This window comes from Helicobacter sp. 23-1048, assembly GCF_053654545.1.
The window spans coordinates 713,578-737,648 of record NZ_JBSIUT010000001.1; the positions used below are offsets into that span (position 1 = coordinate 713,578).

General features: G+C 41.2%; 23 protein-coding genes. 9 read left to right on the forward strand and 14 right to left on the reverse strand.

All coding sequences use genetic code 11. The features are described 5' to 3' along the window. Positions 1–2 precede the first annotated feature (2 nt). From ACWIWK_RS03560 to ccoG, 6 genes are all read left to right on the forward strand, one after another. Entirely contained in the window at positions 3–1,403 is a 1,401-nt protein-coding gene (locus tag ACWIWK_RS03560; protein ID WP_454150903.1) for an aminotransferase class V-fold PLP-dependent enzyme, read from the forward strand. Positions 1,404–1,512: 109 nt separating this feature from the next. Next, positions 1,513–2,565, forward strand: coding sequence for a glycosyltransferase family 2 protein (locus ACWIWK_RS03565; protein WP_454150905.1), 1,053 nt, complete (start codon positions 1,513–1,515; stop codon positions 2,563–2,565). Position 2,566: 1 nt separating this feature from the next. Further along, positions 2,567–4,324, forward strand: coding sequence for a glucosyltransferase domain-containing protein (locus ACWIWK_RS03570; RefSeq protein WP_454150907.1), 1,758 nt, complete (start codon positions 2,567–2,569; stop codon positions 4,322–4,324). A 26-nt stretch (positions 4,325–4,350) separates the two neighbouring features. Then, entirely contained in the window at positions 4,351–4,764 is a 414-nt protein-coding gene (locus tag ACWIWK_RS03575) for a GtrA family protein (RefSeq protein ID WP_454150909.1), read from the forward strand. Between the two features lie 97 nt (positions 4,765–4,861). Continuing rightward, on the forward strand, positions 4,862–7,114 hold the full coding sequence (locus ACWIWK_RS03580) for a TonB-dependent receptor (protein ID WP_454150911.1): 2,253 nt from the start codon (positions 4,862–4,864) through the stop codon (positions 7,112–7,114). A 156-nt stretch (positions 7,115–7,270) separates the two neighbouring features. Further along, positions 7,271–8,713 carry a cytochrome c oxidase accessory protein CcoG gene (gene ccoG / locus ACWIWK_RS03585; protein WP_454150913.1) on the forward strand — a complete coding sequence of 481 codons (1,443 nt, stop codon included), beginning with the start codon at positions 7,271–7,273 and terminating at the stop codon, positions 8,711–8,713. 75 nt (positions 8,714–8,788) lie between these two features. Here ccoG and ACWIWK_RS03590 read toward each other — a convergent pair whose 3' ends face one another. After that, positions 8,789–9,622, reverse strand: a complete 834-nt coding sequence (locus ACWIWK_RS03590; protein WP_454152021.1) for a flagellar hook-basal body protein — start codon at positions 9,620–9,622, stop codon at positions 8,789–8,791. A 128-nt stretch (positions 9,623–9,750) separates the two neighbouring features. Between ACWIWK_RS03590 and fabI the strand changes: the two genes are divergently transcribed. Both fabI and rimO read left to right on the forward strand, forming a co-directional pair. Beyond that, positions 9,751–10,581 (forward strand): enoyl-ACP reductase FabI, encoded by an 831-nt coding sequence (fabI, locus tag ACWIWK_RS03595; RefSeq protein WP_454150915.1) that lies wholly within the window; start codon positions 9,751–9,753, stop codon positions 10,579–10,581. Positions 10,582–10,584: 3 nt separating this feature from the next. Further along, a complete protein-coding gene (gene rimO, locus ACWIWK_RS03600; RefSeq protein WP_454150917.1) occupies positions 10,585–11,898 on the forward strand; it encodes a 30S ribosomal protein S12 methylthiotransferase RimO in 1,314 nt (437 codons plus the stop codon). A gap of 20 nt (positions 11,899–11,918) precedes the next feature. Here the strand turns inward: rimO and ruvX are convergent, their stop codons facing one another. The 7 genes from ruvX to modA all read right to left on the reverse strand — a co-directional run bounded on the left by ruvX (position 11,919) and on the right by modA (position 17,207). Next, the gene (gene ruvX, locus ACWIWK_RS03605) at positions 11,919–12,410 is read right to left on the reverse strand and encodes a Holliday junction resolvase RuvX (RefSeq protein WP_454150918.1); all 492 of its coding nucleotides are present in this window, start codon (positions 12,408–12,410) and stop codon (positions 11,919–11,921) included. 9 nt (positions 12,411–12,419) lie between these two features. Continuing rightward, on the reverse strand, positions 12,420–13,202 hold the full coding sequence (locus tag ACWIWK_RS03610; RefSeq protein ID WP_454150920.1) for a DNA-processing protein DprA: 783 nt from the start codon (positions 13,200–13,202) through the stop codon (positions 12,420–12,422). Beyond that, positions 13,186–14,133: a divergent polysaccharide deacetylase family protein gene (locus ACWIWK_RS03615; protein WP_454150922.1), complete on the reverse strand. Its 948-nt coding sequence runs from the start codon at positions 14,131–14,133 to the stop codon at positions 13,186–13,188. The genes ACWIWK_RS03610 and ACWIWK_RS03615 overlap by 17 nt, the downstream gene beginning before the upstream one ends. Before the next feature lie 84 nt (positions 14,134–14,217). Beyond that, on the reverse strand, positions 14,218–15,111 hold the full coding sequence (locus ACWIWK_RS03620) for an ABC transporter ATP-binding protein (protein WP_454150924.1): 894 nt from the start codon (positions 15,109–15,111) through the stop codon (positions 14,218–14,220). Between the two features lie 27 nt (positions 15,112–15,138). Next, a complete protein-coding gene (gene modB / locus ACWIWK_RS03625) occupies positions 15,139–15,840 on the reverse strand; it encodes a molybdate ABC transporter permease subunit (RefSeq protein ID WP_454150926.1) in 702 nt (233 codons plus the stop codon). A 16-nt stretch (positions 15,841–15,856) separates the two neighbouring features. Beyond that, positions 15,857–16,297 carry a hypothetical protein gene (locus tag ACWIWK_RS03630; RefSeq protein WP_454150928.1) on the reverse strand — a complete coding sequence of 147 codons (441 nt, stop codon included), beginning with the start codon at positions 16,295–16,297 and terminating at the stop codon, positions 15,857–15,859. A 160-nt stretch (positions 16,298–16,457) separates the two neighbouring features. Next, positions 16,458–17,207 (reverse strand): molybdate ABC transporter substrate-binding protein, encoded by a 750-nt coding sequence (gene modA, locus ACWIWK_RS03635; protein ID WP_454150930.1) that lies wholly within the window; start codon positions 17,205–17,207, stop codon positions 16,458–16,460. A gap of 576 nt (positions 17,208–17,783) precedes the next feature. Here modA and ACWIWK_RS03640 point away from each other — a divergent pair. Then, positions 17,784–18,983, forward strand: a complete 1,200-nt coding sequence (locus ACWIWK_RS03640) for a hypothetical protein (RefSeq protein WP_454150932.1) — start codon at positions 17,784–17,786, stop codon at positions 18,981–18,983. Between the two features lie 209 nt (positions 18,984–19,192). Here the strand turns inward: ACWIWK_RS03640 and ACWIWK_RS03645 are convergent, their stop codons facing one another. From ACWIWK_RS03645 to ACWIWK_RS03670, 6 genes are all read right to left on the reverse strand, one after another. After that, a complete protein-coding gene (locus ACWIWK_RS03645; protein WP_454150934.1) occupies positions 19,193–19,474 on the reverse strand; it encodes a type II toxin-antitoxin system RelE/ParE family toxin in 282 nt (93 codons plus the stop codon). Further along, positions 19,467–19,805 carry a hypothetical protein gene (locus tag ACWIWK_RS03650; RefSeq protein ID WP_454150936.1) on the reverse strand — a complete coding sequence of 113 codons (339 nt, stop codon included), beginning with the start codon at positions 19,803–19,805 and terminating at the stop codon, positions 19,467–19,469. The genes ACWIWK_RS03645 and ACWIWK_RS03650 overlap by 8 nt, the downstream gene beginning before the upstream one ends. Positions 19,806–19,915: 110 nt before the next feature. Further along, positions 19,916–20,227 (reverse strand): hypothetical protein, encoded by a 312-nt coding sequence (locus ACWIWK_RS03655; RefSeq protein WP_454150938.1) that lies wholly within the window; start codon positions 20,225–20,227, stop codon positions 19,916–19,918. Positions 20,228–20,238: 11 nt separating this feature from the next. Then, on the reverse strand, positions 20,239–21,624 hold the full coding sequence (locus tag ACWIWK_RS03660; RefSeq protein WP_454150939.1) for an NFACT family protein: 1,386 nt from the start codon (positions 21,622–21,624) through the stop codon (positions 20,239–20,241). A gap of 23 nt (positions 21,625–21,647) precedes the next feature. Next, positions 21,648–23,192, reverse strand: a complete 1,545-nt coding sequence (locus tag ACWIWK_RS03665; RefSeq protein WP_454150941.1) for an AAA family ATPase — start codon at positions 23,190–23,192, stop codon at positions 21,648–21,650. Further along, positions 23,189–24,055, reverse strand: a complete 867-nt coding sequence (locus tag ACWIWK_RS03670; RefSeq protein ID WP_454150943.1) for an NAD(+)/NADH kinase — start codon at positions 24,053–24,055, stop codon at positions 23,189–23,191. The genes ACWIWK_RS03665 and ACWIWK_RS03670 overlap by 4 nt, the downstream gene beginning before the upstream one ends. Positions 24,056–24,071: the final 16 nt, after the last annotated feature.

Sequence of the window (24,071 nt, forward strand, 5' to 3'; positions counted from 1 at the left end):
GAATGCAAATCACGCCCATTGTTGAGAGTTTTTTTGCCCCGCTTTTAGATGAGGACTTAGATTTAGGCGAGAAAGTTCAGCAGGTGCGTGAGAGTGTCATTATTGATTCTCAAAGCAAATATTTTGATTGGACAGCTTCGGGGCTTGCTCATAAGGGTATAGAATCTCGCATTGCTCAAATTTTGCCATTTTATTCTAATACACATTCTTTTAGCTCAAGCCACTCTAAAATCACTTCTGCGCTCTATGATGAGGCAAGAACACGCACTAAGCGAGCATTAGGACTAGGCGATGAGTTTTTGCTCGTTGCTTGTGGGAGCGGTGCAAGTGGCGCGATTAAGAAGTTCCAAGAATTGCTTGGTATTTATATCCCTCCACAAAGCAGACGAAGAATCCAAATACCAAAGCAATCTCGCTTACCAAAAGTGTTTATTAGCTCTTATGAGCATCATTCTAATGAAATTTCTTTGCGCGAGGGGCTTTGTGAGATTGTCAAAATTGGGCTAGATTCCACAGGGCGATTTGATATATCTGCCTTAGAAACACAATTACGCCAAGCTCAACAAGAAAATGCAGAGATTATCGGTTCATTTTGTCTTGCTTCTAATGTCAGCGGGATTCTCTCTCCACAAGAAAAAATCGCCAAACTTTTTGCCAAATACGCACCAAACGCACCGCTTGCCTTTGATGCAGCGAGTGCGAGCCCACATATTGATATGCAATCTAAACATTGCAACGCACTCTTCCTTGCCCCTCATAAACTCTTAGGCGGTGTGGGTTCTTGTGGGCTTTTGGCGATGCACAGGCACTTTTTTCAAACGCCAAGTCCGAGCTTTAGCGGTGGAGGCGTGATAGAGTATGCGAGTAATGACGGGCATTTGTATGTAGAGGATTATGAGCGTAGAGAGGAGGCAGGCACGCCACCGATTATAGGGCTTTTGCGTGCGGCATTGGCGTATCAGCTTCGCAATGAGGTGGGGTTAGAGAATATTGCTCGCCGCGAGCGAGTTTTAAGCCAGATTCTTTTAAATGAGCTTAAAAAAATCCCTGCCATTAGTTTATATGGTGATTGGGAGAATCCTAAGGGCGATTCTTTAGGCATTGTAAGTTTTAATATCGCGTGTGTTTCGCCATTTGATTTAAGTGTGCTTTTAAGTCAAAAGTTTGGAATCCAAACGCGCGCTGGGTGCTCTTGTGCAGGACCTTATGGGCATTATTTGATGGATTTAGATTCTCTTAATTTTACCAACCAAGAATCCAAAAAGCTCCTTTATTCGCTTCTTAAAAATCCACAAAAAAGACCGGGTTGGCTTAGAGTGAGCTTGCATTACACACATAATTTAGAAGATATAGAATATTTAGTCCAAAGCATTCACGCTGGCATAAAAATTTTGCGTTCATAGGAATCACGCTTAAAATAATTCACACAAAATCATTTGTTAATAAAACATTCAAAAAAACGCTATACAATATCCACTTCAATCTATAAAATTATCGCGTAAGGATTATAAAATGAGCACGGCAAATACCCCTGCAAATAGTTCTAAAAGTGCTTCACAAGGCATTTCAATAGTAGTGCCTTGCTATAACGAAGAAATTTCACTGCCAAAGTTTCAAAGTCAAATCGCCCTCACAATGCAACAAGTCCAAAAGGAATTTCCACATATAACCTATGAAATAGTCTTTGTCAATGACGGGAGCAGAGATAAAACTTTAGAGATTTTACAAGATATGCGCTCAAAGGCAAAAAACATTAAAGTGCTTTCTTTTTCGCGTAATTTTGGCAAAGAAGCAGCAATTTTAGCAGGTTTGAGAGAAGCAAGCGGGGAGGGCGTGATTTTAATTGACGCGGATTTGCAAGACCCTCCACATTTAATCATCGAAATGGTAAGAATCTGGCTTAATTCTAATCGCACAACAAAAGTCATCTACGCCAGACGCACTACGCGCGCTGGAGAGTCCAAAATCCGTGCGGCTTTAAGTGAAATTTTTTATAAACTCTCAAACTTGCTCTCAGAGGTAAAAATCGAATCTGGCGTGCGGGATTTTCGCTTAATGGATAGAGAAGTAATAGAGGCGATTTTAGAGCTTAAAGAATATCATAGATTCTCAAAAGCGATATTTGCGTGGGTTGGGTTTAAGCGTGAGTGCTTAGAATATGAATATATCCCGCATTTTAAGGGCGCATCGAGTTGGAGCTTTTGGAATCTCTTTAAATACGCCATTGAAGGAATCGTAAGCTTTAGCACTGCTCCACTGCGTATCGCTTTTGTGCTCGGGGGGCTTATGAGTATTGTGGCGGTGGTGTATGGAATCCACCGCATTATTGATACGATTGTGTATGGTAACCCTGTGGCTGGGTATCCTAGCCTTATGGTGGTTATTACCTTTATTGGTGGGATTCAGTTAATGCTTCTTGGTGTGATTGGCGAGTATATTGCTAGGATTTATGAGCAAGTCAAAATGCGTCCGATTTATATCCTTGAGCAATTTAAGGACAAGCAAGCTACACAAGCAAACAAAAAGACAAAAGCAAGCACTACTAAATCTAATAAAAAGGACTAATATGCCACGACATCTCTCTCGTAGTATGAAGGAATTTGTTATTGCCTCTTGGGCATTTTTCCATACGCAAGGATTTTGGAAATATTTTTTAATCGCCTTTAGTCTCTATCTTTTAGGGATTATGAGCATTATCCGCGCTGATGTGTATTATATCGATGATTTGGGGCGCGCTGTGATTGGCTATAAAGAATGGGATAATTTCTCGCGCTATATTAGTTGGTTTTTATCCACTTTTGTGCATATGGATACCGTGCTTACTGACATCGCGCCACTTACGCAAATCGTGGCTATTGCTTTTTTAAGTTTTGCGAGTATTATTTTGGTGTGGAGCATTAGAGAGATTATTTGGAAAAGCGAGGATTTATTGTGGGAATCGAGCGAACTCCCAAACAAAAAGCGTCTTACAGTTCTTGGCATTATTGCCTCTATTCCTATTGGGCTTTCACCTTATTTTTTGGAGGATTTGTCTTTTCGCTTTGATTCTCCGTATATGGCGTTATCTGTGCTTTTTAGTGTGATTCCATTTGTGTTTATTCATCACATTCGTGCGTATATTCCTGTGGGTATTTTGTGCTCGCTTGGTATGTGTATGACTTATCAAGCAAGTAGCGGGATTGAGATTATTTTGGTGTCATTTTTTGCGTTTTTAATGCTTAATCAAACCAACGCAGGGCTCAAAAAAACTCTTACTTTTGTGTTGGTGTCGTTTTGTAATTATGCCTTTGCTTTGCTTATTTTTAAACTTTTTATAATGCACGATTTTGGGCACGCTCAAGCAAGCACCAAAATGCTAGAATCTAGTGAGTTATTAGAGGGCATTGTAAAAAATATCCAAATGTATGTGGGCTATTTGTGGAATGACTTTGGGTGGAGCGGAATTAAGATTTGTTTTCTTGCCTTACTTGTGGCATTTGTGTGTTCGGCAGTCTATCAAGCAAAAATCAATAAATTCCTTTCATTTCTACTCGCCATAATTGTCTTATGCGTGGGAATCGTATGCTCGTATGGGACATATTTGGTGCTCTCTGTGCCTCTGCCACGGCCACGGGCGTTTATTGGGATTGGCGTGTTTGCAGCGATTTTAGCGATTTATGTGGCGAGTGCGTGGCGAGGCTGGGCGTATAAAAAGCAAGATATTAAGCGCACGGATTCTACCGCGCTTTCATCACGCGAGACACAAAGCAGAATCTTTTTTGTCTTTAGCGCGGTGGTTGTTGGGTTTTTCTCTTGGTCGCTTATTGTGTTTTCTAACTCCTATGGTAACGCACTTTCAGCCCAAGATAAATACCAAAATTTCCGCTTAACCTTGCTCCTTAATGATTTAGTCAATGTCGTGCCAAAAAAGGCAGCGGATTACCAAAATTATCTTTATCGCATTAGAGGGTGGGTTACGGCAAGCCCTGTGTTAGAAAATTCCTCCAAAGAGAATCCCATAATGAAGCGATTAGTCAAAATCACTGATGGGAAGTATTGGGTGCGAATGGCGATGAAGCACTATGGTTGGGGTGATGTGCCAGAATCTCAAATCGATGAAACGCCTATCAACGAAGACCACCAAAAGCTCGCAGAAAATCCGCATTGTATCCCAGAATCTGCGGGCAAATTGCTTACAAAGGTTGATAATATTTATCATAGAATCGAAGTGTATCCAAACTGCACGATTATTACCTTTAAAGGAAAGGAAAAATATATCCACGAGGAAGACAAACAATTAGAAGAGGAATCACAAGAAAAGCCTGATGACCCGAAGGCTTCTTAATCTTTAATTTGACTTAAGAGTGATAAATGCGAGGATTGATTGGCAAACTTTTAGGAAGTAGCCTTGTTGTATATGGGCTCGTGGGTGTGGCAAACACTTGTGTAGGACTTGGACTTTGTTTGTTACTGACTTTTTTAGGGCTTGTGCCTGAAGTGGCAAATTTGCTGGGTAACATAGCAGGCGTAATTAACTCCTATTTTCTCAATAAAAAATTTACCTTTAAATCCAAAAATTCTCATAAGCAAGATGCGTGGCGATTTGGCGTGGCAATGGGCATAGCATATCTGGCAAATTTAGCAACGCTAAGCATTAGTCATAGAATCTGTGGGATTGATGTGTATATTGCACAAATTCTCGCAAGTGTGGTTTATACCATTGTGGGCTACTTTATCAGTAAATTTTGGGCATTTAAAACCTCGCAACACCAAGACTTTGTATAATTTTTCTAAAATTTTTACTCTATTTCCAAATTATTTATATCTTTTTTTTTTAGAAATTAAGCTATACTTTTGATAAATTCTTATTAGAGGTATAAAAATGATAAAAAAGTCATTGCTATTTTTTACTCTCGTTTCTTTGGTGTTTTTGCGCGCTAATGAGGCACAAGTAGATGATGAGGTTACAAATGCGAATGAGGCTGAGAAAGTGCGTTTGGAAAAATCCAGCGTAAGCACAGGTGTTGCACTAGAGAGTGATATTGTCAATATTCCAGCGAGCATTACGGTGATAGATTCCACTCATATCCAAAAAATGCCAAACACAAAGATTGCTGATATTGTCAATGTTATCTCCGGTGTGCGTGTGGATAATAATACAAACTTTAATGCACGCCCACAAATTCGCATTCGTGGTGTAACTTATGGCACGCTTGTTATGCTTGATGGGGTGATTTTAAGTGATTTGGAGGGCGAGGCGAGAATCTTAAACCAAATATCCCTCTATGATGTGGAGCGTGTAGAAGTCGCAAAGGGTGCGTATTCTAGTCTCTATGGCACGGGCGCGATAGGTGGCGTGATACATTTCATCACAGCAATGCCAGAAAAGTTCGAGCTCCAAGCAATCGCAGGCTATGGCAATGAAATCCAAAAAGACACTGCAGATAAAAATACTTTTAGATTCTATGGAAGTGTTGGCGATGTGTTTTTTGATAAACGATTAAAGGTAAAGTTGAGCGCGGGATTCACCACCACAGATGGATATTCTAGCTACCCTACTTACCTATCAAGCACCAATGCTGACGCAAATGACGCAATAGCCGCAGGGGCACAGCAAAATAGCGCAGGGCAAGTGATTTTAGGCACGGGTGGTGATAGAGTGCTGCAAAGTTATGACATTTCGTTTAAGTCAAGCCTTGAGCTAGGTGAGCGTGATGAGGTGGGATTATCCTTGCGTCTTTCTAACCATAACTACGATATTAAAAACTTTCAGTCCTACTTGCGCGATAATCAAGGCAACCCTACTTATTTATTGAATAATAAAAATTATTTTATAGGCTCTGGGCTTGGTGGCATAGGGAGTTATACACATATTATAGGCAATCTTAACTATCTGCATAGCTTTGAGCAAAGCACACTCAAAATCACACTCTCAAGTATGAATCTCCTAAGTTGGTGGCAAGATGCCACTCAAGATGGCAATCAAAGTTTTAGCAGTGGTGCTGGAAGCACGCAAGATACGGATTCTTCAAGTAATTATTTAGATTTTATTTATGCAGATACTCATTTAAGCGACCATATTATTACCTTAGGAGCGCAGTTTCGCTACTATACCTACACACAAAAACAGCGTAATATGACAAATTGGCGTGATTATCATTCACGCACAGATTATCGCGTCCGATTTGGCACGGAGGCAGTGGCAGGTTCTGTGTATTTTAATATGGATTCATTATGGGTAGATTCTCCTAAGTTTGGTGCATTTGGCACCAGTATTGGATTGCGTTATGATTATTGGCGCAATTTTAATGGCTATTATGATAACCTCCTCTCTAATCCACAAGAACACAAACAAAATCAAAGCAATAGCGTGTCTATCCTGAGCCCCAAGTTCGCTGTGATTTATACTCCGCTTGATACACAAGAGCATACACTAAGGCTAAAGGCTTCTGTGGGACGCGGATTTCGTATGGCGACTTTGCGAAACAAATACCAATTCACCCACGCACAAACTTATTGGGAAATAAATGAGAATCTAAAAGAGGAGCACGCTATCAATACAGAAGTTGGCGTGGAATACGATAATAATGCGTTGCGCACGAGTTTGTATTTTTATAACCTTGAAATGTTTGATATGATATATCGCTCAGGCTCTGGTGCGCAAGCTGACCCATATAAATATATAAACGCAGGGAGAGGGAGGATAAATGGAATCGAGTTTGATATAAATATTCCTATTTGGCACGCGCTAGAGATTCAGGCAAATTACACACTAAGCAATGCCAAAGTGCTAAAAAATACTGCGCGTCCAGATTCTGTGGGGAAACAATTTGTAGGACTTCCTTTACACACGCTTAATGCAGGGGTTAATTATTTGCCACAATATGGCGTGTTTGCTTCTGTTTGGGCACATTATACACCAGCTTTTTATAATGATGATAGCAATTCGCCCATTATCCCAAATGTCTATGGAAGCTATGATTCTCAATTTGCCTTGAATGCCAAAGTCGGCTATACCTTTAAAAATAATTTACAGCTCTGCGCGCAATTCCTTAATATCACAAATAACCGCTACTATGATTTTTATCGTGTGGCAGGCGCGAGTTATTATCTCCAAATCGCGTATAAGTTATAAAGATTTTATCCACGCTACAAACAAAAAATGTAACTTTATTACAAACTTTTTGTTTTAAAATTCCTAAAATTTAGGTAGTTTTAAGACAAAAAGGCTTACAATGTGCGCGGAATTAGCAACAAAGCAATAAACCCAACACAGGCAAAAGGATAAAAAATGCAGGCAAATACAACTATAAGCACCACTCCACACACAACAAATTACCGAAAACATCGCTACTTGCTTTATTTTAGCGCGATGATTTTTTTTCTTGGATTCCCTTTTATCACCATTGATGGCAATCATATCTTTTTGCTTTCATTTGCGCACGGCGAGTTTCATCTACTTGGCACGCGTTTTAATATGCAAGAGCTCTATTTGTTGCCCTTTTTGCTCATAATCCTTTTTGTGGGAATCTTTTTCCTCACTACGCTAGGTGGTCGTATGTGGTGTGGCTGGGCGTGCCCGCAAACTATCTTCCGCACGATTTATCGCGACTTATTGCAAACCAAAATTTTTAAACTTCGTAATAAAATCTCAAATAAACAACGACCTTTGCGCCTAGATTCCCTAAGTGATAAACTTAAAGCAACTTTGGCATTTGTGATAATAATGTTTTTGTGCCTTGTGGCTACGGCGAATTTAATGTTTTTCTTTGTGCCACCGCTGGAGTTTTTTGAGGCTTTGGCTAACCCAAGTCAGCACCCGATTTTAATGGGATTTTGGCTTGGTTTTGGACTTTTTTTTACCGCTGATATTGCCTTTATCCAAGAAGTGTTTTGTGTGTATATTTGTCCTTATTGTCGTGTGCAAAGTGTGCTGTATGATGATGATACTATTATGCCAATTTATGATAGCAGGCGTGGTGGAGCGATTTATAATGCGGATTTGCAAAAAATCCCAGAAAAATTAAAGTTTAGAGAGCCTCAAGCAGAATGTGTGGAATGTGAAGAGTGTGTGAAAGTCTGCCCCGCGCACATTGACATTCGTAAAGGAATGCAACTAGAGTGCATAAACTGCCTTGAGTGCGTTGATGCGTGTGGAAGTGTGCAGGCACGATACAATCGAGCTAGTCTAGTGAATTGGAGTTCGCCATTTAGCACACAAAATAATGTCAAAATCCGCTATTTTCGTCCTAAGACTATCGCGTATATCGCCGTGCTTGCCATTGCGTTTGTAGCAATTTTGGTCGTGAGTGGCAAAAAAGAGGGAATGCTCTTAAATGTCAATACAACCACGCAAATCTATCAAATCACGCAAAAAGATGAGGGTGTGGTAATAAGCAATAGCTTTAAGGTGCTTTTTCATAATACTGATAGCGTGCCACACGAATTTTATATCGCTATTGAGAATCCAAGCAAAGATTCTGCTATTGCAGATAAGTTAAAAATAAGCAAGCCAAAAGAGCCATTTTTAGTAAAAGCTGGGCAAAAACGCACCGAAATTGTTACCGTTCAAGCATTAGAGCCACTTTCAAATAATCAAAAAGATGATAGTATTTTCCCATTTGTATTCCGCGCGTATGCGCTTGATGATGAGGAGAAAACCTTTGCTAAGCGCAAAAGCAACTTTACTTATCCAAGCCAAAAAAACATACAAGCACACTCTAACAAAGAGTAAAATGCCTCTATTAAGAATCTAAGATTCCTAATAGAGCGATAAAAAGCGGAGTTTGTGTAGATTTAATTTTATTTTTTACGCTCGAACGGCGAGTTTGTTAATTGCATCAGTGTTGAGTTCGTCCATATGTGAGCGCATTACGCGTTGATACATATCTACGAGGCGGTTTGTTTCGATGAGTGCGCTCATTTCTCGCACGGCATTGACATTGCTCTTTTCTACGAAGCCTTGTAGCATACCCATACTTCCAGCGAGGAGCTCTCGTTCATTTAGTCGCTCTTCTGGGAATTCATAGAGATTTTTACCGATTTTTTTCAAATAGCGTGGATTCTCAAAGCCAACTACTGCTAAGCCACCAATAGGCACTATTTCAGCGATTTCATCATTATTGAGCGCGCGCAAGTAGAGATTGCCATTTTTATCTGTCTCTAAATGCAAGCCCTCAGGCACAGAGATAGTCCCCTCAGAATCTAGCCCAGCGCGTGAGAGCACAGGGAAGCCTTCTTTGGTGCTTAAGATTCCATCGCTGTTAATGCTAAAGCTCCCATCTCGTGTATATCGCACGCCCTCAGGTGTGAGGATAGCAAAATACGCATTTTTGTTTTGCAGGGCGAAATCAAGGGGATTTTCTGTTTGTGCCATTGCCCCCACTTCTGTATCGGTGTATTCCTCGCTAATGATTGGCACTCTATCCATTGTGCGATTGAGGAATTTCGAGGCTTCGCGCGTGTGATTATCGATAGGAAGTTCGTGTTTGTGTGTTTGATAAAGTCGCAAGTAATCCCCGATGACTACATCATCGCGTTTAAACCCATTGGTGTTAAGATTTGCTAGATTGTTTGAGACAATATCAAGTTTGCTAAATTGCGTTACGATACCGCCTGTCGTGTTGTAATATCCACTTTGCATATAAACTCCCTTTTTAATGTAGATTCCAAACTTAAACTGCCAAAATTTAAACAAAAAATATTCCTCAAAATTCACATTAAATAAAACCGCTTATAATTGCAAGAAAATTCATCAAACAAGGAGCGCAAATGATAATGCAGGGCAAAAAAGGTCTTATCGTGGGAGTGGCAAATAATCGTTCGATTGCGTATGGTATCGCTAAGGCGTGCAAGGAGCAGGGCGCAGAGCTTGCTTTCACTTTTCTTAATGAGAGCTTAGAGAAGCGCGTGCGTCCAATCGCACAAGAGTTAGATTCCCACTTTGTATATGAGCTTGATGTGAGCAAGCCAGAGCATTTCAGCGCACTAGCGAAGAATCTTGCCAAAGATTTTGGCAACCTTGATTTTGTCGTGCATTGTGTGGCTTTCGCTCCCAAAGAGGCATTAGAGGGCGAGTTTATCAATACAAGCAAAGCCGCGTTTAACACTGCGTTAGAAATTTCGGTATATTCGCTTATTGAGCTAGCTCGTTGCACACTTCCATTACTCAATAAAGGCGCGTCTATCCTCACACTTACCTATCTTGGCAGTGTGCAGTATGTAACCAATTACAATGTAATGGGCGTGGCAAAAGCAGCATTAGAATCGAGCGTGCGTTATTTAGCCTATGACTTAGGGAAGCGAGGTGTGCGCGTGAATGCGATTTCTGCGGGACCTATTAAGACACTTGCAGCAAGTGGGATTAGTGATTTTAGCATAATGCTTAAATGGAATGAAGCAAACGCTCCATTGCGCGAAAATGTGAGTATCACACAAGTGGGGAACTCCGCAATGTATCTTTTAAGTGAGCTCTCAAGTGGCGTAACGGGCGAGATTCACTATGTGGATTGTGGGTATAATATAATGGGAATGTGCGCCACAGAGGAGCTAGATGGCAAGCTCACTCCGCGCTGGGATATAATCAAAAATCAGCAAGCCTAATCAATGCAAAAAACACTGCACCTCATTTCGCTTGGTTGCACCAAAAATCTTATTGATTCTGAAGTGATGCTAGGGAAGCTATCAAGCTACAAGCTAGTAGAGCAAGCGCATAATGCTGATGTTATTATCATTAACACCTGTGGCTTTATCCAATCTGCCAAGCAAGAGAGTTTGGAAAAAATCTTTAACGCCCATAGCGTGCGCAAAAAAGATTCTCTACTTGTGGTGAGCGGGTGTCTAAGCGAGCGATATTATGATGAGCTAAAGAGCGAAATCCCTGAGATTGACATTATCACGGGCGTTGGGGATTATGATAAAATCGATACAATGATAGAATCTAAACGCTCCTTGCATTCTCAAAAAGTCTTTTTGGCTGATGAGACGCATTCACGCGTGGTGGCAAATTCGACCTTTCACGCCTATATCAAGCTAAGCGAGGGGTGCAATCAACAATGTAGCTTTTGCGCGATTCCGCATTTTAAGGGCAAACTCCATTCGCGCACGCTGGATTCCGTGATTAAGGAGCTAGAGATTCTCTATAATCAAGGGTTTAGAGACTTTAGTTTAATCGCACAAGATAGTAGCTCATTTTTGCGCGATTTGGGTGTGAAAAATGGACTAAGTGCCCTTATTAACCGTATCGATAGTTTGAATCTCCCCATAACCGTGCGGATTTTATATCTCTATCCAAGCACCACTGATGAGAATCTTATTGAGAGCATTGCAAACTCATCAAGTTTTTTGCCCTACTTCGATATGCCATTGCAACATATTTCAAATGCTATGTTAAAAGTGATGAATCGCGGGGCAAACAAAGCCCACCACTTAAAACTTCTCAAACTAATGGATAGCGTGAGGGGGCGATTTTTGCGCACGGGATTTATCATAGGACACCCCCAAGAGAGCGAGCGTGATTTTAGCGAGTTGTGTGAGTTTGTGCGTGATTTTAGGTTTGATAGGATTAACGCCTTTGAGTTCTCTCCTCAAGAGGACACGAGGAGCTTTACAATGCCTAAGTTAGATTCCAAACTTATACAATCGCGTCTAAAAGTTTTTGAAAACATTATCAAAAAAAAGCACAAAGCCACACTAAAGAATCTGCTCCACCAAAAGTTAGAAATTATCATCGAGGGGCAAAGTGAGCTAAGCGAGCATTTTTATAATGCGCGTGCGCGACTTTGGGCGAAAGATATTGATGGCACTATCCTTATTAACGAAGTTGCCAATGGCATTGATATACGAGATAGCGCGTATGAATGTGAGATTACGCAAGTCAAAGATGAGTTTATTTTTGGCAAGGTGCTAAAAGCATTGTAGCGTTGCAATATGACTAGATTCTAATGCCTATTTATCACACTTGCATTAAGGAAATTTTGCAAAATCTCACACGCACTAAGAGAATCTACTCTCCCGTCTTTTTGTGCGCTTTGGCGGTTTTTACGCCCTAAATGCGCGAGTTTATCCTCGCTTTGCTTTGAGCTATAATCCTCATTGACAAAGTAAATTTCCCCGCTAAAGTTAAGGGTTTTGATACAATGCCAAATACGCAGTTGAGTTTGCCTAATCGCTTTATTTTCGCTTAATTCACCCGCTTCAAATGCACTATTAAGCGCACTTTGTGTTTGCACTCCGCATAAATGTGGCATACCCACCACGAGAGTCTTCGCTTGCCTTTGGACGAGGAGATTTTCTAGCTCACTTAGGGCTTGAGTTTTATTTTTGCGCGTAATTGCGGGCAATGGCAGGATTATCCCATTAAGGATATGTGCTAATCCAATGCGCTTTAGCCCCATATCACACGCGATAAGATTATTTTTTGCTCTATTCACTCTATTGTCCTAGATTATTACGCGCACGATTCCATTTTCGCGCACGATTTTTCCCTCTAGTTCGTATTCTAAGAGTATATCGCCAAACTTTTGATATGCTAACTCGAAACTTGGTGTGTTTTGACAAAAGCTTAGCACTTCATCATCACTTTTATCTTGCACGCCAAAGATTTCACTTATAAATGCACCAATGTCATAAATGCACCGCGCTTTGTTAGTTGAGAGGAGTTCTTGTGTGCCTAAACTTTCGTTTATCCTATGTGGCAAGACAAAAAGTGGCGTGTTAGATTCTAAAGCTAGCCGTGCGGATTGCAAGCTCCCAGAGCGTAAATCTGCTTGCGGGATTATGACTATATCACTTATGCCTACTACGAGGCGATTGCGCTCTAAGAAGCTGTGTTGGTGTGGCGTATAGGGACTTTCATACTCGCTTAAAAGAAGAGATTCTCTCCTTATGCGCTCTATGATTGTTTGATTTGCCTTTGGGTAGGTAATCTCAAGACTCGCTGGGGAAAACATTATCGTGTTTGGCAGGGCATTTGTATGTGCGATTATATCCACGCCAAGCGCACCACCGCTCACTACTACCCCGCCAGCTTTAGCAATGCTCGCGCTCAAGGTCGCACACACTTGCTTTGTGTATGGGTTTGGTGCGCGTGAGCCCACGATAGCCACTTTAATTGGAGAATCTAAAAGCCTCAAATCCCCCTCATAAAAGAGTTGTTTTGGCGGATTGCTTAGTGTGGAGAGAGCAGGGGGAAGCAAATCTAGTGTATTAAAAGTTTTGGGCATATTGAAATTTTGAGCGGTTATAGAGTTTGATATTTTGCGTATAGAGGTGGTGTTGGAGTTCGCTTGGGCTTATGAGCTCCACTTCGCTAAAGTCCGCTCCTCTAAGTGCTTGGAGTGTTTCTTTGTGTGGGTGGCATATAGCAATCGCATAGCCCTTTTTCTTTGCTTTGGCTATGGCGAGATTGATTTGCGTGGCGATACTTTGTGTGTGAATGGTGTTGTCTAAAAATATATCGCGTTGCATTATGAGCCGTGATTGCTCGCGTGCGATTTTTGGGCTTACTATATGCTCGCTTGTTACGCTATCGATGAATTCTAATCCAAATTCATCAAGCACTTCAAGGAGATTTTGCATATCTTGTTTGCTTGAAGTGAATTTCGAGCCCGTGTGGTTGTTGATAAATTTGAGATGAGGGAAGTCGCCCTTAATGCGTGAGAGCACTTCACGCAGGGCGTCTTTGCTCGCGCCCACTTCGATTGGTTCTAGTTCGTTTTGAGCGAAGTTGATTGCTTGAAGTGGCAAATGCACCATATATTCGCCCTCCCAGCTTTGCGTGAAGTCTTGGATAAGTTGTGGAGTTTTTGGCGAATAAGGTGTCTTTGGGAAAATTGATGGCGTGATATTAAGCCCCAAATTTGCAAGATTATTAAGTTGTCTTTTAGTGTGAATGTCGTCCATAATGATAAGGAGCTTTGGCTTTTGCCCGTCATTAAGCGCGGTTGTGGGCGTGGATTTTGTATCTTGTGGTGGAGTATTTTGTGCGGTGTTTGTGTGGGCTTTTTTGTCTTGCTTGGTGGGGTTATGTGTCGCGTCATAGAGCTTTTGCGCTTCTTGCCATTCCTGCACAAAGTGCGTGATAATGGAATCTGAGAGCAACCATTCGCCAAAGGCGCAAGACACAAGGAAAAACGCAATAACAAAAAATCTCAAAATGCCCTCACTTATGGTAATATCAAGTCTTATGTAGGAGAAACTTATCGCAGAGATTCTATGATTTTTGTGCTAAATTTCTGCTTAAATTGGATTATGAATCTTAAAAAGCAACGGATTGTATGCTTTTGTAACGATAAGCACTTTATCCCCTTCTTTGAGGTCTTGCGCGGATTTTGTATCATAGAGAATCTGCGCTATTTCGCTTCCACATAGCACTTTTAATATGCACGATACACCATCAACGCGTTTTTCTAAGATTTCCCCGCTCAAATTCACCTTGCCACTTAGCTTTGTGTGCGCGAAAATCTCGCTTGCATTTCCCTTGCACTTGATTTTGCCATTTTCTAGCACCCAAATTTTACTCGCAAGTTTGAAAATCTCACCAATATCGTGGCTTACAAGCAAGGTCGTAATGTTAAGATGATAATGAAGTTTAGCGATTTCATCTTGCAAACTCGCACGCATAGCAGAATCGAGCGCACTTAGTGGCTCATCAAGCAATAAAATCTTTGGCTTGCGCACGAGCGCGCGTGCGAGTGCTACGCGTTGGGCTTGCCCGCCAGAGATTTGGTGTGTGCCAGATTTGAGGATTGGCTCTAGCTCCATTAGTTTGATAAGCCAATTTGCAAAATCACACTCCTTTTTATTTTCTAAGCCAAAGAGGATATTATCAAGCACGCTTAAATGCGGGAAAAGCGCGTAATCTTGAAACATATAGCCAATAGCGCGCTTTTGTGGTGGGAGGAATGTCTTGCCATCTTGCCATACTTGCTCGCCTACTTTAATGTAGCCAGAATCTGGCAAAGTAAGCCCGCTTAAGATTCGTAAAATTGTGGTTTTCCCCGCGCCACTTTTGCCAAAGAGCGTGAGAAACTCGCCAAATTTCAACCCCTCCTTGATATGCAGTGAGATGTTATGCGAGCCTTGAGCGGAGTAGCCAATGAGCTTTTTGCTAAAGTCAAGTTCTATATCCATTTGCGCGCTCCTTAGATTCGAAGAATCTTAAATAATGTTGGTTATTTTTTTATCAAAATATTTGCGTGTGATGTAAAATATCGCACACAAACTCACAAAGCTAACGATAAACAAGCACAGCGCGTATTGGTGCGCGAGCGCGTAATTGAGGCTCTCTACTTCCTCATAGATTGCGATACTTGCGACTTTTGTCTCTCCAGCGCGTGAGCCACCTATCATCATCACCACGCCAAATTCCCCAATCGTGTGTGCGAAGCTCGTTACACACCCTAGCAAGATTGCAGATTTCACATTCGGCAATAGCACAAAAAACAGCGTGTAGAGCTTACTTTTGCCAAGTGTGTAGCTCGCTTCTTTAAGCGAGTTTGGCACAGAGCAAATGCCGTTTTTAATGGGATTTACCATAAATGGGAGGGAAAAAATCACGCTCGCAATCACCAGTCCGCCAAAGCTAAAAGTGATTTGAAAATTAAAATGCTCGAGCAAAAATTTCCCCAAAAAGTTATGTTTGCTCAACGCCACGAGCAAGTAAAATCCAAGCACGCTCGGAGGCAACACTAAGGGCATCCATATAAGGGCTTCAAGCATTGTGCTAAACTTAGAAGTTGTGGCATAAAAAAAATACGCCAGCGCGATACCGATAGGCAAAAGCACCGCCGTAGTGATAAATGCCAGCTTAAAGGTAAGAATCATAGTTTCTAAAAATTCTTCATCTGCAAATGCTTCCATTTAAACTCCGCTTAGATTATGCTTGTAACTCAAGTAAAATATCGCTTGGAGCGACAAGCCACGCGCAATCTTGCCCCACTTCTAATCCATTGTCATCTATGCTTGCTATGAGCGCGCTTATGCCAGCCTCGCATTCCACACGCGTGAGAATCTCCTCGCGCTCAATCTCTACAATCTTGCTTATAAAGTAGTTTCGCGTAGGCAGTGAGAATTGTGGCGCATTAGACTTGAGTGAATCTTTTGTCCCATTGTGCTTAAAAGACTTGCTAAAATCCACCTTGCACACCAGCACTTGCGTTTGTTTAAAAATCGCTTTGACTTTATCGCCCACTTTCCACGGTCTGCTTTCATCAACGACAATAAGCGTATAAATCTTCCCAAACACACAATCCAGCGTGATAAGCGCGAGATTTGCGCTTTGTGTGATATTTGAGATGATTGCATTAAGTTGATTCATTGTCCTAATCCAAAGAGATTCTAAGTTATGTTTTTGATTAGAGAGTTTATAAATAAAAAAAACGCAAGTGCAAAAGCGTCCAAAGCACTTCCACACTTGCGCATCGCTACACTAGCAAAAGCCGTGCCTACTTTAAACCTTTATCAAAGTCCAAAGTGCCTTATGGCTTATCATAGCCATAATCTGCAAAGACTTTTTGCGCCTTATCGCTGAGCAAATACTCCGCGAACTCTTTTGCAAGTTTTGAGTTCTCCCCCGCTTTTGTAACCACCAACGCCTGCACGATTGGGTCATAATATTTTTGGTCAATTATGGTGTAAGTGAGGTCTGGATTCTCATCTTTTACCTTGCCTTTAGCCACCATTGATAACGCGGTGAATCCCACATCAGCAGAGCCTTGTAGCACATAAGTAGTCGCCTCGCTAATAGATTGCCCGATAGCAAGTTTCTTATTGAGAGGTTTTTCTTGCTTGGTTTTCTTTAGATAGCTTTCAGTCGCGCGTCCATAGGGAGCTACTTTAGGATTAGGCATTGAGATATGTTGCACTTTGGAATCTTTTAAGATAGCCTCGCTACTTGCGTTAAAGTCTTTGTTGATACTAAAAATCACAAGTTTGCCTTTGACATAGTTTTTTGCCTCGCCTGCGGCATTCCCATCAGCGACTACTTTCGCAGGATATTCGCTATCAGCCGCGATGAAAAGCTCCGCCTTAGCCCCCTCTTTAATCTGCGCATACGCATTCCCCGAAGCGATATAGCTTACCTCAATCTTATCTTTTTTGTGCGTTTTGAGAAAATCCTTTTTAATATCCTCAAGCACGAATTTTAGGCTTGCCGCCGCTAAAACTTGAATCTTTTCTGCAAATGCACCGCTAAAAAGCAATGCGCACACTAAAAGCACTCGTAACATACAAACTCCTTATTTGGAAAGATATAAAATCGCTCTTGCAATTCTAATAAACCTATCGAACTTAAAAAGCCAAAAGTATTCGCATAGTTGTCATACTTAAGGGCTAAAAGCCCGAAGTATCTCAAAATTTCACAAAGTAAAGTTATAGAGATATTTCGCTACGCTCAATATGACAAATTCGTGTTTGAATGCTTCAACCAAGTCGAAAGTTTTTAAAAATCGCAAATGATTTAAGCTAAGCATTGTAGCAATTTTTTAGTCAAATGCTATATTTTTTGATATATTTTGTAAAATCTTTTACATAGAGTGTAAAATCTTTGCAAAAAAGTCGCCTATTACTTGACAAACGCCAAAGAGGGTATTATACTTTTGGTGTCTTTTAAGGCTTATTGTGAGTTATTAAGGACTTTAATCTTTGGTGTATTTTAAAGCATAGAGCGACTTTGATAGACTTTTGATAGATTTAAAGAAGTCTAGGAGAGTTTGTATATGTTTTTTTTATAAACCTTAGTTGAATCTCTTTATTAACGCGCTTAAACATTAAAAGATGAAATTTAACCCCAAAAAGGAGTTTATATGAAAAAGATTGCAGTTTCTAGCGCGTTATGCGCTTTGTTGGCGTTGCCAAGTGTAGGACTTGGTATGAAAGTCTATGATAGTGATGATAAATCACTCGATTTCTATGGAAGTATCCGTGGCTTTGTCGGCGGTGGTGCTCCTGTGGGCACAGATATGCTTACTTCTAGTAGTAGCGTTGACAATGGTGCTTTCACTTCGGGTATACAGTCAATACCGGGCTCTGGCTATGGCTCTTACCTTGCAGGCTTGCAAAACAACACCCACTTTGGTTTTAACTTCAAATCTGGCAAAGTCAGCGGTAAAATCGAAGTAGGTATGAGAGAGGGCGGTGCGCTTGGAAGTTCTGATGGCAAGGATGCAGGATTCCGTTATTTTTACGGGACTTATGACTTCGATGGCGCAGGCAAGCTCTCATTTGGTAAGATTGGGACGATTTCTGCTGAGGGCGGATTCACCAGTGATTTTAACAACAACAACTCGGCTGGGCAAGGTTTTGGTTCAGTAGCAGCAGCGTCTCGTCATCTCCAACTCCAATACCAAATCTCTAGCTTCACTATCCAGCTTATCCAAGATAATAATAACGGCATAGGCGACGGCTGGACATTCGCTCCTATTGGCTATTCTGCTACGCCAAGGGTGGCTATCGGCTGGACACCAAAGATAGAGAATCTGAAGCTTAAAGTCGCAGGGACAATCAAAAAATATGCTGGGAGAGACTTTGCCGCTACGAGTGCGACTGCGTGGCATATCTTCGCTGGTGTGCGCCCGACCTTTGGGAGCTCCTATCTTAGCTTTGTGATTAACTATGGTATCAACGGACATCTCTATGGCGAGCAAGCGACTAACGCTTCTAGCGGTCAATATGGCTACAATAACCTCAATGCAGCTGCAGGACTCGACGCGAAGCGATTTGGCGCGCACTTGGAGTATGGTTTAGGACTTGGGAGCACGACTAAACTCATCATCGGTGCTGGGTATCAGCTCACTTATGGTGGTGTAGGGCAAAGTGAAACTTCAACTAATAATATTAGAGACATAAACGCTGCAAAAGTGTTTATCCAACTCCCAATCAAACCTAGCAAGGAATTCACTTTCGCACCACAAATCTCATATATGGATACAGCCGTTACGACTACCACAGGCACGAGTCATATCTCTGGTGCAGTGGGTATGGTGCGCCTAATGTATGACTTCTAGGAATGACTCATTTTGGAATGACTCATTTTGGAATCCTAAAGATAAAGTAGCTTTATGCTACTAAAGCCCCTCTTTATTAAGGCGGGGCTTATATTAGGGCTTTGATTTAAGTCCTAATGAACCTCCTTGTAACAAAATTTTGTGCTTTGCATATTTCAAGGCTTGCGGGGATACAGAGCCCCCAGCCTTGCTTTCGTTGGCTTAATGTATCACTTACTAAATCGCTTAAAAAGGTTGTTGTGGTTGTCTATTGCATAAAGTGTGAGTGTGGTTTCACTAATTGCATAAAGCACTAAAATATCGCCCTTTAGATGAAACTCTCTATAATTTTTGAGTTTGCCTTGTAACTGATGGTCTTTATATTTGGATTGTAGAGGTTTGCCATTGCGGAGGGTATCTAACAATGGATTTAAGGATTGTAGGTCAAATCCATTTTTGGTTAATGCTTGTGCGTCTTTTAAAAAGGATTTCTTATACTCAAGCTCACGCATTAGGAATTAGTCCCGCTTCTTTCGCCTCTTTTATAGCCTTAAGTATATCTGTTGGTTCATTTGCTGGAGTGATAATGGCTGTTTCACTCGCCAAAGATTCTAGGCATTTTTTAGTTGGTTTTAGCTCCGTTTGTGCTATCTGCTTTTGGTGTATCTTTATCTTTGCTTTTTGAACTTCTACTAAGTCGCTTTGTAAATTTTTAATTTTCTTTTCAGCTTTGAGTTTTAGTGTATCAAATTCTTTTTGTGTTTGTATGATTTGCTTATGAATCTTCTGCTCGAGGTTTGTTAGCTTTTTGTTTGAATAAGTTTCTAATACTGCTATATCCATTTTTTATCCTTGTTAGGTATATTCAATCTGTAAAATTATACCATAAACAAACCACACCTTAGCCATAATGCAAATAAAGGGAGAGGTTTTATAGATTCCTAAAAATAGAGTTACGCCTTGACATTAAGCATTCCCTCGTAGTAATACTCTTGGGGTTTTTTATCCTCTTTTTGCTCGATTTCCCATTGCTTTTTTGCTTGCTCTTGGCGTTGTTGCTCTTGTTTGTTGCGCCCATTTTCATTGATAGCTTGGGAATCTTCAGTCCCGCTCACTTGCGCGACTTCTTGGAGTTTGCGCTCAAACTCGTTTTTGTTTGATTCTTGGATAATGTCAGGGCGACCCTGTGCGTTTGCAAGCTGTGTAGAGCCAGCTTGCGCGTTTTGGTTAATGTAGGTAATGTTTCCAACTAAACTTACTGCCATTACACACCTCCTTATTTTCTCAGTTCTAGGGTTTTATGTTTCGCGTAAATCACATTTGCTCCTTGCATAATTTTGACAAATCTGCGTTGAGTATAATCGACACTAAAGCTCCCTGAATGAAGCGCACACAATCCAATGAGAATCTCTCCAGCCTTGTGGATAACCTCCTCGCTTAATCGTGCCTTACCACAAAAGATAAGCAAATGTGAGCTAGGAATATCTCTAATGTGCATCCACATATCATCGGCGTGTGCGAGCTTTAGCAACTCTTGGTTTTGCTTAGCATTTTTGCCAATGCCAATCTTAAAGCCCTGTATATAAAACACTTCAAAATTCGTTCCTTTTTTTTGTATTTTTTTATTATTTTGTTCTTTTTGTGCGTAAATTTTAATGTCTTGGAGGCTTAAAGCGTTTGCTACAAGGTTGCTTTGGGCTTGCAAAAACGCAAGGGAATCGTGTATGTTTTGGATTTGGATATGCAGATTCTTTGCCTTTTGGCTGAGTTTTTTGCTTTGGGTGAAATATTGCTGGGCGAGGTGCGAGAGTGTTTTGCTCCCCTCTAGTGTAGGGATTTGTAGTGTATTTTGGGCGTGAAACTTCGCGCGTGTATCGCGAGGCAATTCACTACAAGGCAAATCATCAAATGGTGCATTTAGGCTAAGGCAGGGTGCGTTAATGCTATGAGGCGCAAGCGTGTGAATGCGCGCTAAGATACTTTTCGCATAGAATCCAAAAAGCGCGCTTTGTGTGTCTAAATCCTTTTGGTTTGGCAGAGAATCAAGCGTGCAAAGGAGCTTTTGCTTTTTAGATTCTAAGGATTTAAGCGCGCTTTGCTTGGCGTTTATAAGCGTGTCTTGCAAATAAGAATCATAAAGCGTGGCTAAAAACTCCACACTTACGCTCACTTTATCGCTATTTTTTGGTGGATTTGCTGGCTGGGGCAAGGGACTTAAGACTTTGCCAACTTGGACTTGGCGCAGAGATTGCGTGATATGGCGCAGAGATTCTAAGACAATGTTTTTTTCATTAAGTAAAATGGCGTTGGTGTATTTGCCTGTAAATTCCAAAACAAGGCAAAAAGATTCTTGTTTATAAGAGTTTTGATTTGCGCAATGCAACTCTAAAATGCGATTGTTCCCATCGATTGTAGAATCTAAAAGTGTGGCATTGGTGCAAAGGGCTTTGAGTTTGTTATCAAATGGAGCTTGGTAGTTTTTCGGGCTTAGTGGCGCATTTGAGAGGCTATAAATCCCACTTTTAGAGCGTGCTAAATCAATGAGAAAAAGTGTGCCTTGCAGGTTTAATAGCAGTGCATTATCATCAACGCGCTTGCAAAAATATATTTTATCAAATGTGTTAAAGAGCTCGCTTACGCCCTTTAAAATGCCTAGATTCATAGTTTGTATCCATTGTTTAAGCGTTAGACTTTGTTTTTGCTTAGGGCTTGCTTGGCAAACTCTAAGGCTTCTTTTGTAATTTGTGCCCCGCTAATCATTCGCGCGATTTCATTCGCTCGCCCAGCAGAATCTAGGAGCTTTACCTCGCTTTTATCCCCGTTTTTATACACAAGATAGTGATTATCCGCTAAGGTTGGCATATGGGGCTGATGAGAGATTGCAAAGATTTGATAAGAGGTGGAGAGCTTTTTAAGAATCTTTGCCACACCCTCGCTTTCTTGTCCGCTTAAATTTGCATCGATTTCATCAAGCACGAGGATTCCCGCACGCTTGGCTACACTCGCGTCAATACACATAAGTCCAAGTCGCAAGCGATTATATTCCCCAGCACTTAGCGTGCTAATGCCACTGCCACCGAGCGTGATAGCGCATTCATCGCTTCCGCGCTCGGTCTTTGTGTTTTGGTTTAGCGTGATAGAGAGGGGCTTTAGGTGGAGCTCATCAGTGAGGGAGCTTAGGGCATTTTGGAAGTCTTTAAGTGCGTTTTGTCGTGTAGTGTGTAGTTGCGTATCAAGTGTATGGAGAGAATCTTGGAGGGCTTTAGATTTTTTTACCAAGTCATTTTTGGTAAAGTCCATATTTTCGTATTGCTCGAGTTTTTGCTTTTGCTCTTTGGCGTGGTTGAGCGCGTTTGCCACAGAGCCGTATTTATGCACGAGCGTAGAAATGCTTGATATGCGTTCTAAGATTTGCTCGGGGTTGGTGTCCTCTAGGGATTGGAGTTGAGAGAGCTTAGATTCTATAATCGCTTCTAATTCTCTCACTCCCTCGCTAAAGGCGATACAACTCTCATCGCTTAGGGCTAAAAAGTTATCCACGCACCCCGCTTGGTCTAAAAACGCCTGCACGCTTTTAATCCCCTCAGCGATTTTTTCTTGTTTGCTTAGTGTCTTTTTAAGCTCTAAAAGCTCCTCGTATTCGCCCTCTTTTGGCGCGATAGAATCTATTTGGTTTATCTCAAAAGTGGCGATTTCTTTGAGCGAGGCGATTTGAGATTCTTGAGTTTTAAGCGTTTCTAGCGCGTTTATCGTGTCTTTTAACTCTACAAATGTCGTTTTGTATTCTTTGAGAATCTGTGCGTGCTTTGGTGTGCGCGTAATGATAAAATCATCAAAAATGCGTAAAATGTTTTTCGCACTCATATCCTCATCACTGCGTGCGCTAATATGCTTGCCAAAGCCAGAGACGATTTCATTTAGTCGCTTTTTAGAGCTTGATTGATGATTGAGAAAATAGCGCGTTTTTTCTTTTTTTAAAATGCTAAGCACGATTTCTTCATCATCTAAGATTCCATATTCATCGAGGTTGATTTCTAGCTTGCTTGTGGCGATATTTGCCTCGATGAGCTCGGCATTGCTATCTTTAATGCCAAAAATGCCAAGCAACGATTCCATAAAGACGGATTTTCCACTCCCGCTTGCTCCACTAAAGACATTAAAGCCATTTTTTAAATGCAATTCTAAAAGCGAGAAAGCGGGCGAGTTGTGAATCAAAATGCGTGTAATCATAGCTCACCCCATTTAAACTTTTCGCGCAGGATTTGGAAGTAATTGCGCTCTTTTGGGTAGATAAGCAATGCGCTATGCTTTGAAGAGTGGATAAAGATTCTATCTTGTGGCAAAAGTGTGTGGCTTTGTTGCCCATCGCATAGCAAGGTAGCGGGACTTTTAACGCTAAATTCTAAGCGCATTTGACTATCGATAATAAGCGGGCGTTGAGTGAGAGAGTGCGCTGCGATTGGCGTTAAAAGGATATTTTTACAATATGGATATACCACGCACCCTCCCACTGAAATATTATACGCCGTAGAGCCTGTGGGCGTAGCGATGATGAGCGCATCGCAAAAATAAGTATTAAAAAGCTCGCCCTCAATTTTTGCTGTAATATCAATAATCCCTGAAATACTTTGTTTAGAGATAAAAAACTCATTAAAGGCATAAAAAATCTTAGGTTTTTCTCCCTCGCGGATAATTTCACACTCAAGTATTAAGTGCTCTTTGATTTCATACTCACCTGTTTTAAGTTTAGGGATAAAGTGTGCAAATTCATTGGGATTCATCGCAGTTAAAAATCCAAGTCGCCCCGCGTTTATCCCCATACAAGGGATATTTTTCCCATAGCATTCGCGGATTGTCGCAAGAAGTGTGCCATCGCCTCCAATGGAGAGCAATATATCAGCCCACGCGATTAAATCTGCAAAGTTCTCTCCATTTGTATGAAGGCTTTTGGCACTTGTGGAATCTAAGCGCGCTTGTATCTCATTTGCTCTAAAAATATCACACAGATTCTCAAATGGAGATTTAAGCTCTGGGCTATCAGGGCGTAGAATCACGCCCACTTTGGTAATATTTTTACAATGTGTAGTTTTCATTCACACTCTTTATTGT

What these genes read in the sequence shown, in the direction of transcription:
- ACWIWK_RS03665 (WP_454150941.1), bottom strand. Translation starts at nt 23,192, where the DNA reads ATGATTACACGCATTTTGATTCACAACTCGCCCGCTTTCTCGCTTTTA.
- ACWIWK_RS03630 (WP_454150928.1), bottom strand. Translation starts at nt 16,297, where the DNA reads ATGAATCAACTTAATGCAATCATCTCAAATATCACACAAAGCGCAAAT.
- modA (WP_454150930.1), bottom strand. Translation starts at nt 17,207, where the DNA reads ATGTTACGAGTGCTTTTAGTGTGCGCATTGCTTTTTAGCGGTGCATTT.
- ACWIWK_RS03655 (WP_454150938.1), bottom strand. Translation starts at nt 20,227, where the DNA reads ATGGCAGTAAGTTTAGTTGGAAACATTACCTACATTAACCAAAACGCG.
- ACWIWK_RS03660 (WP_454150939.1), bottom strand. Translation starts at nt 21,624, where the DNA reads ATGAATCTAGGCATTTTAAAGGGCGTAAGCGAGCTCTTTAACACATTT.
- modB (WP_454150926.1), bottom strand. Translation starts at nt 15,840, where the DNA reads ATGGAAGCATTTGCAGATGAAGAATTTTTAGAAACTATGATTCTTACC.
- ACWIWK_RS03590 (WP_454152021.1), bottom strand. Translation starts at nt 9,622, where the DNA reads ATGCAAAGTGGATATTACAACACGACAGGCGGTATCGTAACGCAATTT.
- ACWIWK_RS03620 (WP_454150924.1), bottom strand. Translation starts at nt 15,111, where the DNA reads ATGGATATAGAACTTGACTTTAGCAAAAAGCTCATTGGCTACTCCGCT.
- ACWIWK_RS03610 (WP_454150920.1), bottom strand. Translation starts at nt 13,202, where the DNA reads ATGCCCAAAACTTTTAATACACTAGATTTGCTTCCCCCTGCTCTCTCC.
- ACWIWK_RS03560 (WP_454150903.1), top strand. Translation starts at nt 3, where the DNA reads ATGCAAATCACGCCCATTGTTGAGAGTTTTTTTGCCCCGCTTTTAGAT.
- fabI (WP_454150915.1), top strand. Translation starts at nt 9,751, where the DNA reads ATGATAATGCAGGGCAAAAAAGGTCTTATCGTGGGAGTGGCAAATAAT.
- ACWIWK_RS03570 (WP_454150907.1), top strand. Translation starts at nt 2,567, where the DNA reads ATGCCACGACATCTCTCTCGTAGTATGAAGGAATTTGTTATTGCCTCT.
- ACWIWK_RS03580 (WP_454150911.1), top strand. Translation starts at nt 4,862, where the DNA reads ATGATAAAAAAGTCATTGCTATTTTTTACTCTCGTTTCTTTGGTGTTT.
- ACWIWK_RS03640 (WP_454150932.1), top strand. Translation starts at nt 17,784, where the DNA reads ATGAAAAAGATTGCAGTTTCTAGCGCGTTATGCGCTTTGTTGGCGTTG.
- ACWIWK_RS03670 (WP_454150943.1), bottom strand. Translation starts at nt 24,055, where the DNA reads ATGAAAACTACACATTGTAAAAATATTACCAAAGTGGGCGTGATTCTA.
- ACWIWK_RS03575 (WP_454150909.1), top strand. Translation starts at nt 4,351, where the DNA reads ATGCGAGGATTGATTGGCAAACTTTTAGGAAGTAGCCTTGTTGTATAT.
- ACWIWK_RS03650 (WP_454150936.1), bottom strand. Translation starts at nt 19,805, where the DNA reads ATGGATATAGCAGTATTAGAAACTTATTCAAACAAAAAGCTAACAAAC.
- ACWIWK_RS03645 (WP_454150934.1), bottom strand. Translation starts at nt 19,474, where the DNA reads ATGCGTGAGCTTGAGTATAAGAAATCCTTTTTAAAAGACGCACAAGCA.
- rimO (WP_454150917.1), top strand. Translation starts at nt 10,585, where the DNA reads ATGCAAAAAACACTGCACCTCATTTCGCTTGGTTGCACCAAAAATCTT.
- ccoG (WP_454150913.1), top strand. Translation starts at nt 7,271, where the DNA reads ATGCAGGCAAATACAACTATAAGCACCACTCCACACACAACAAATTAC.
- ACWIWK_RS03565 (WP_454150905.1), top strand. Translation starts at nt 1,513, where the DNA reads ATGAGCACGGCAAATACCCCTGCAAATAGTTCTAAAAGTGCTTCACAA.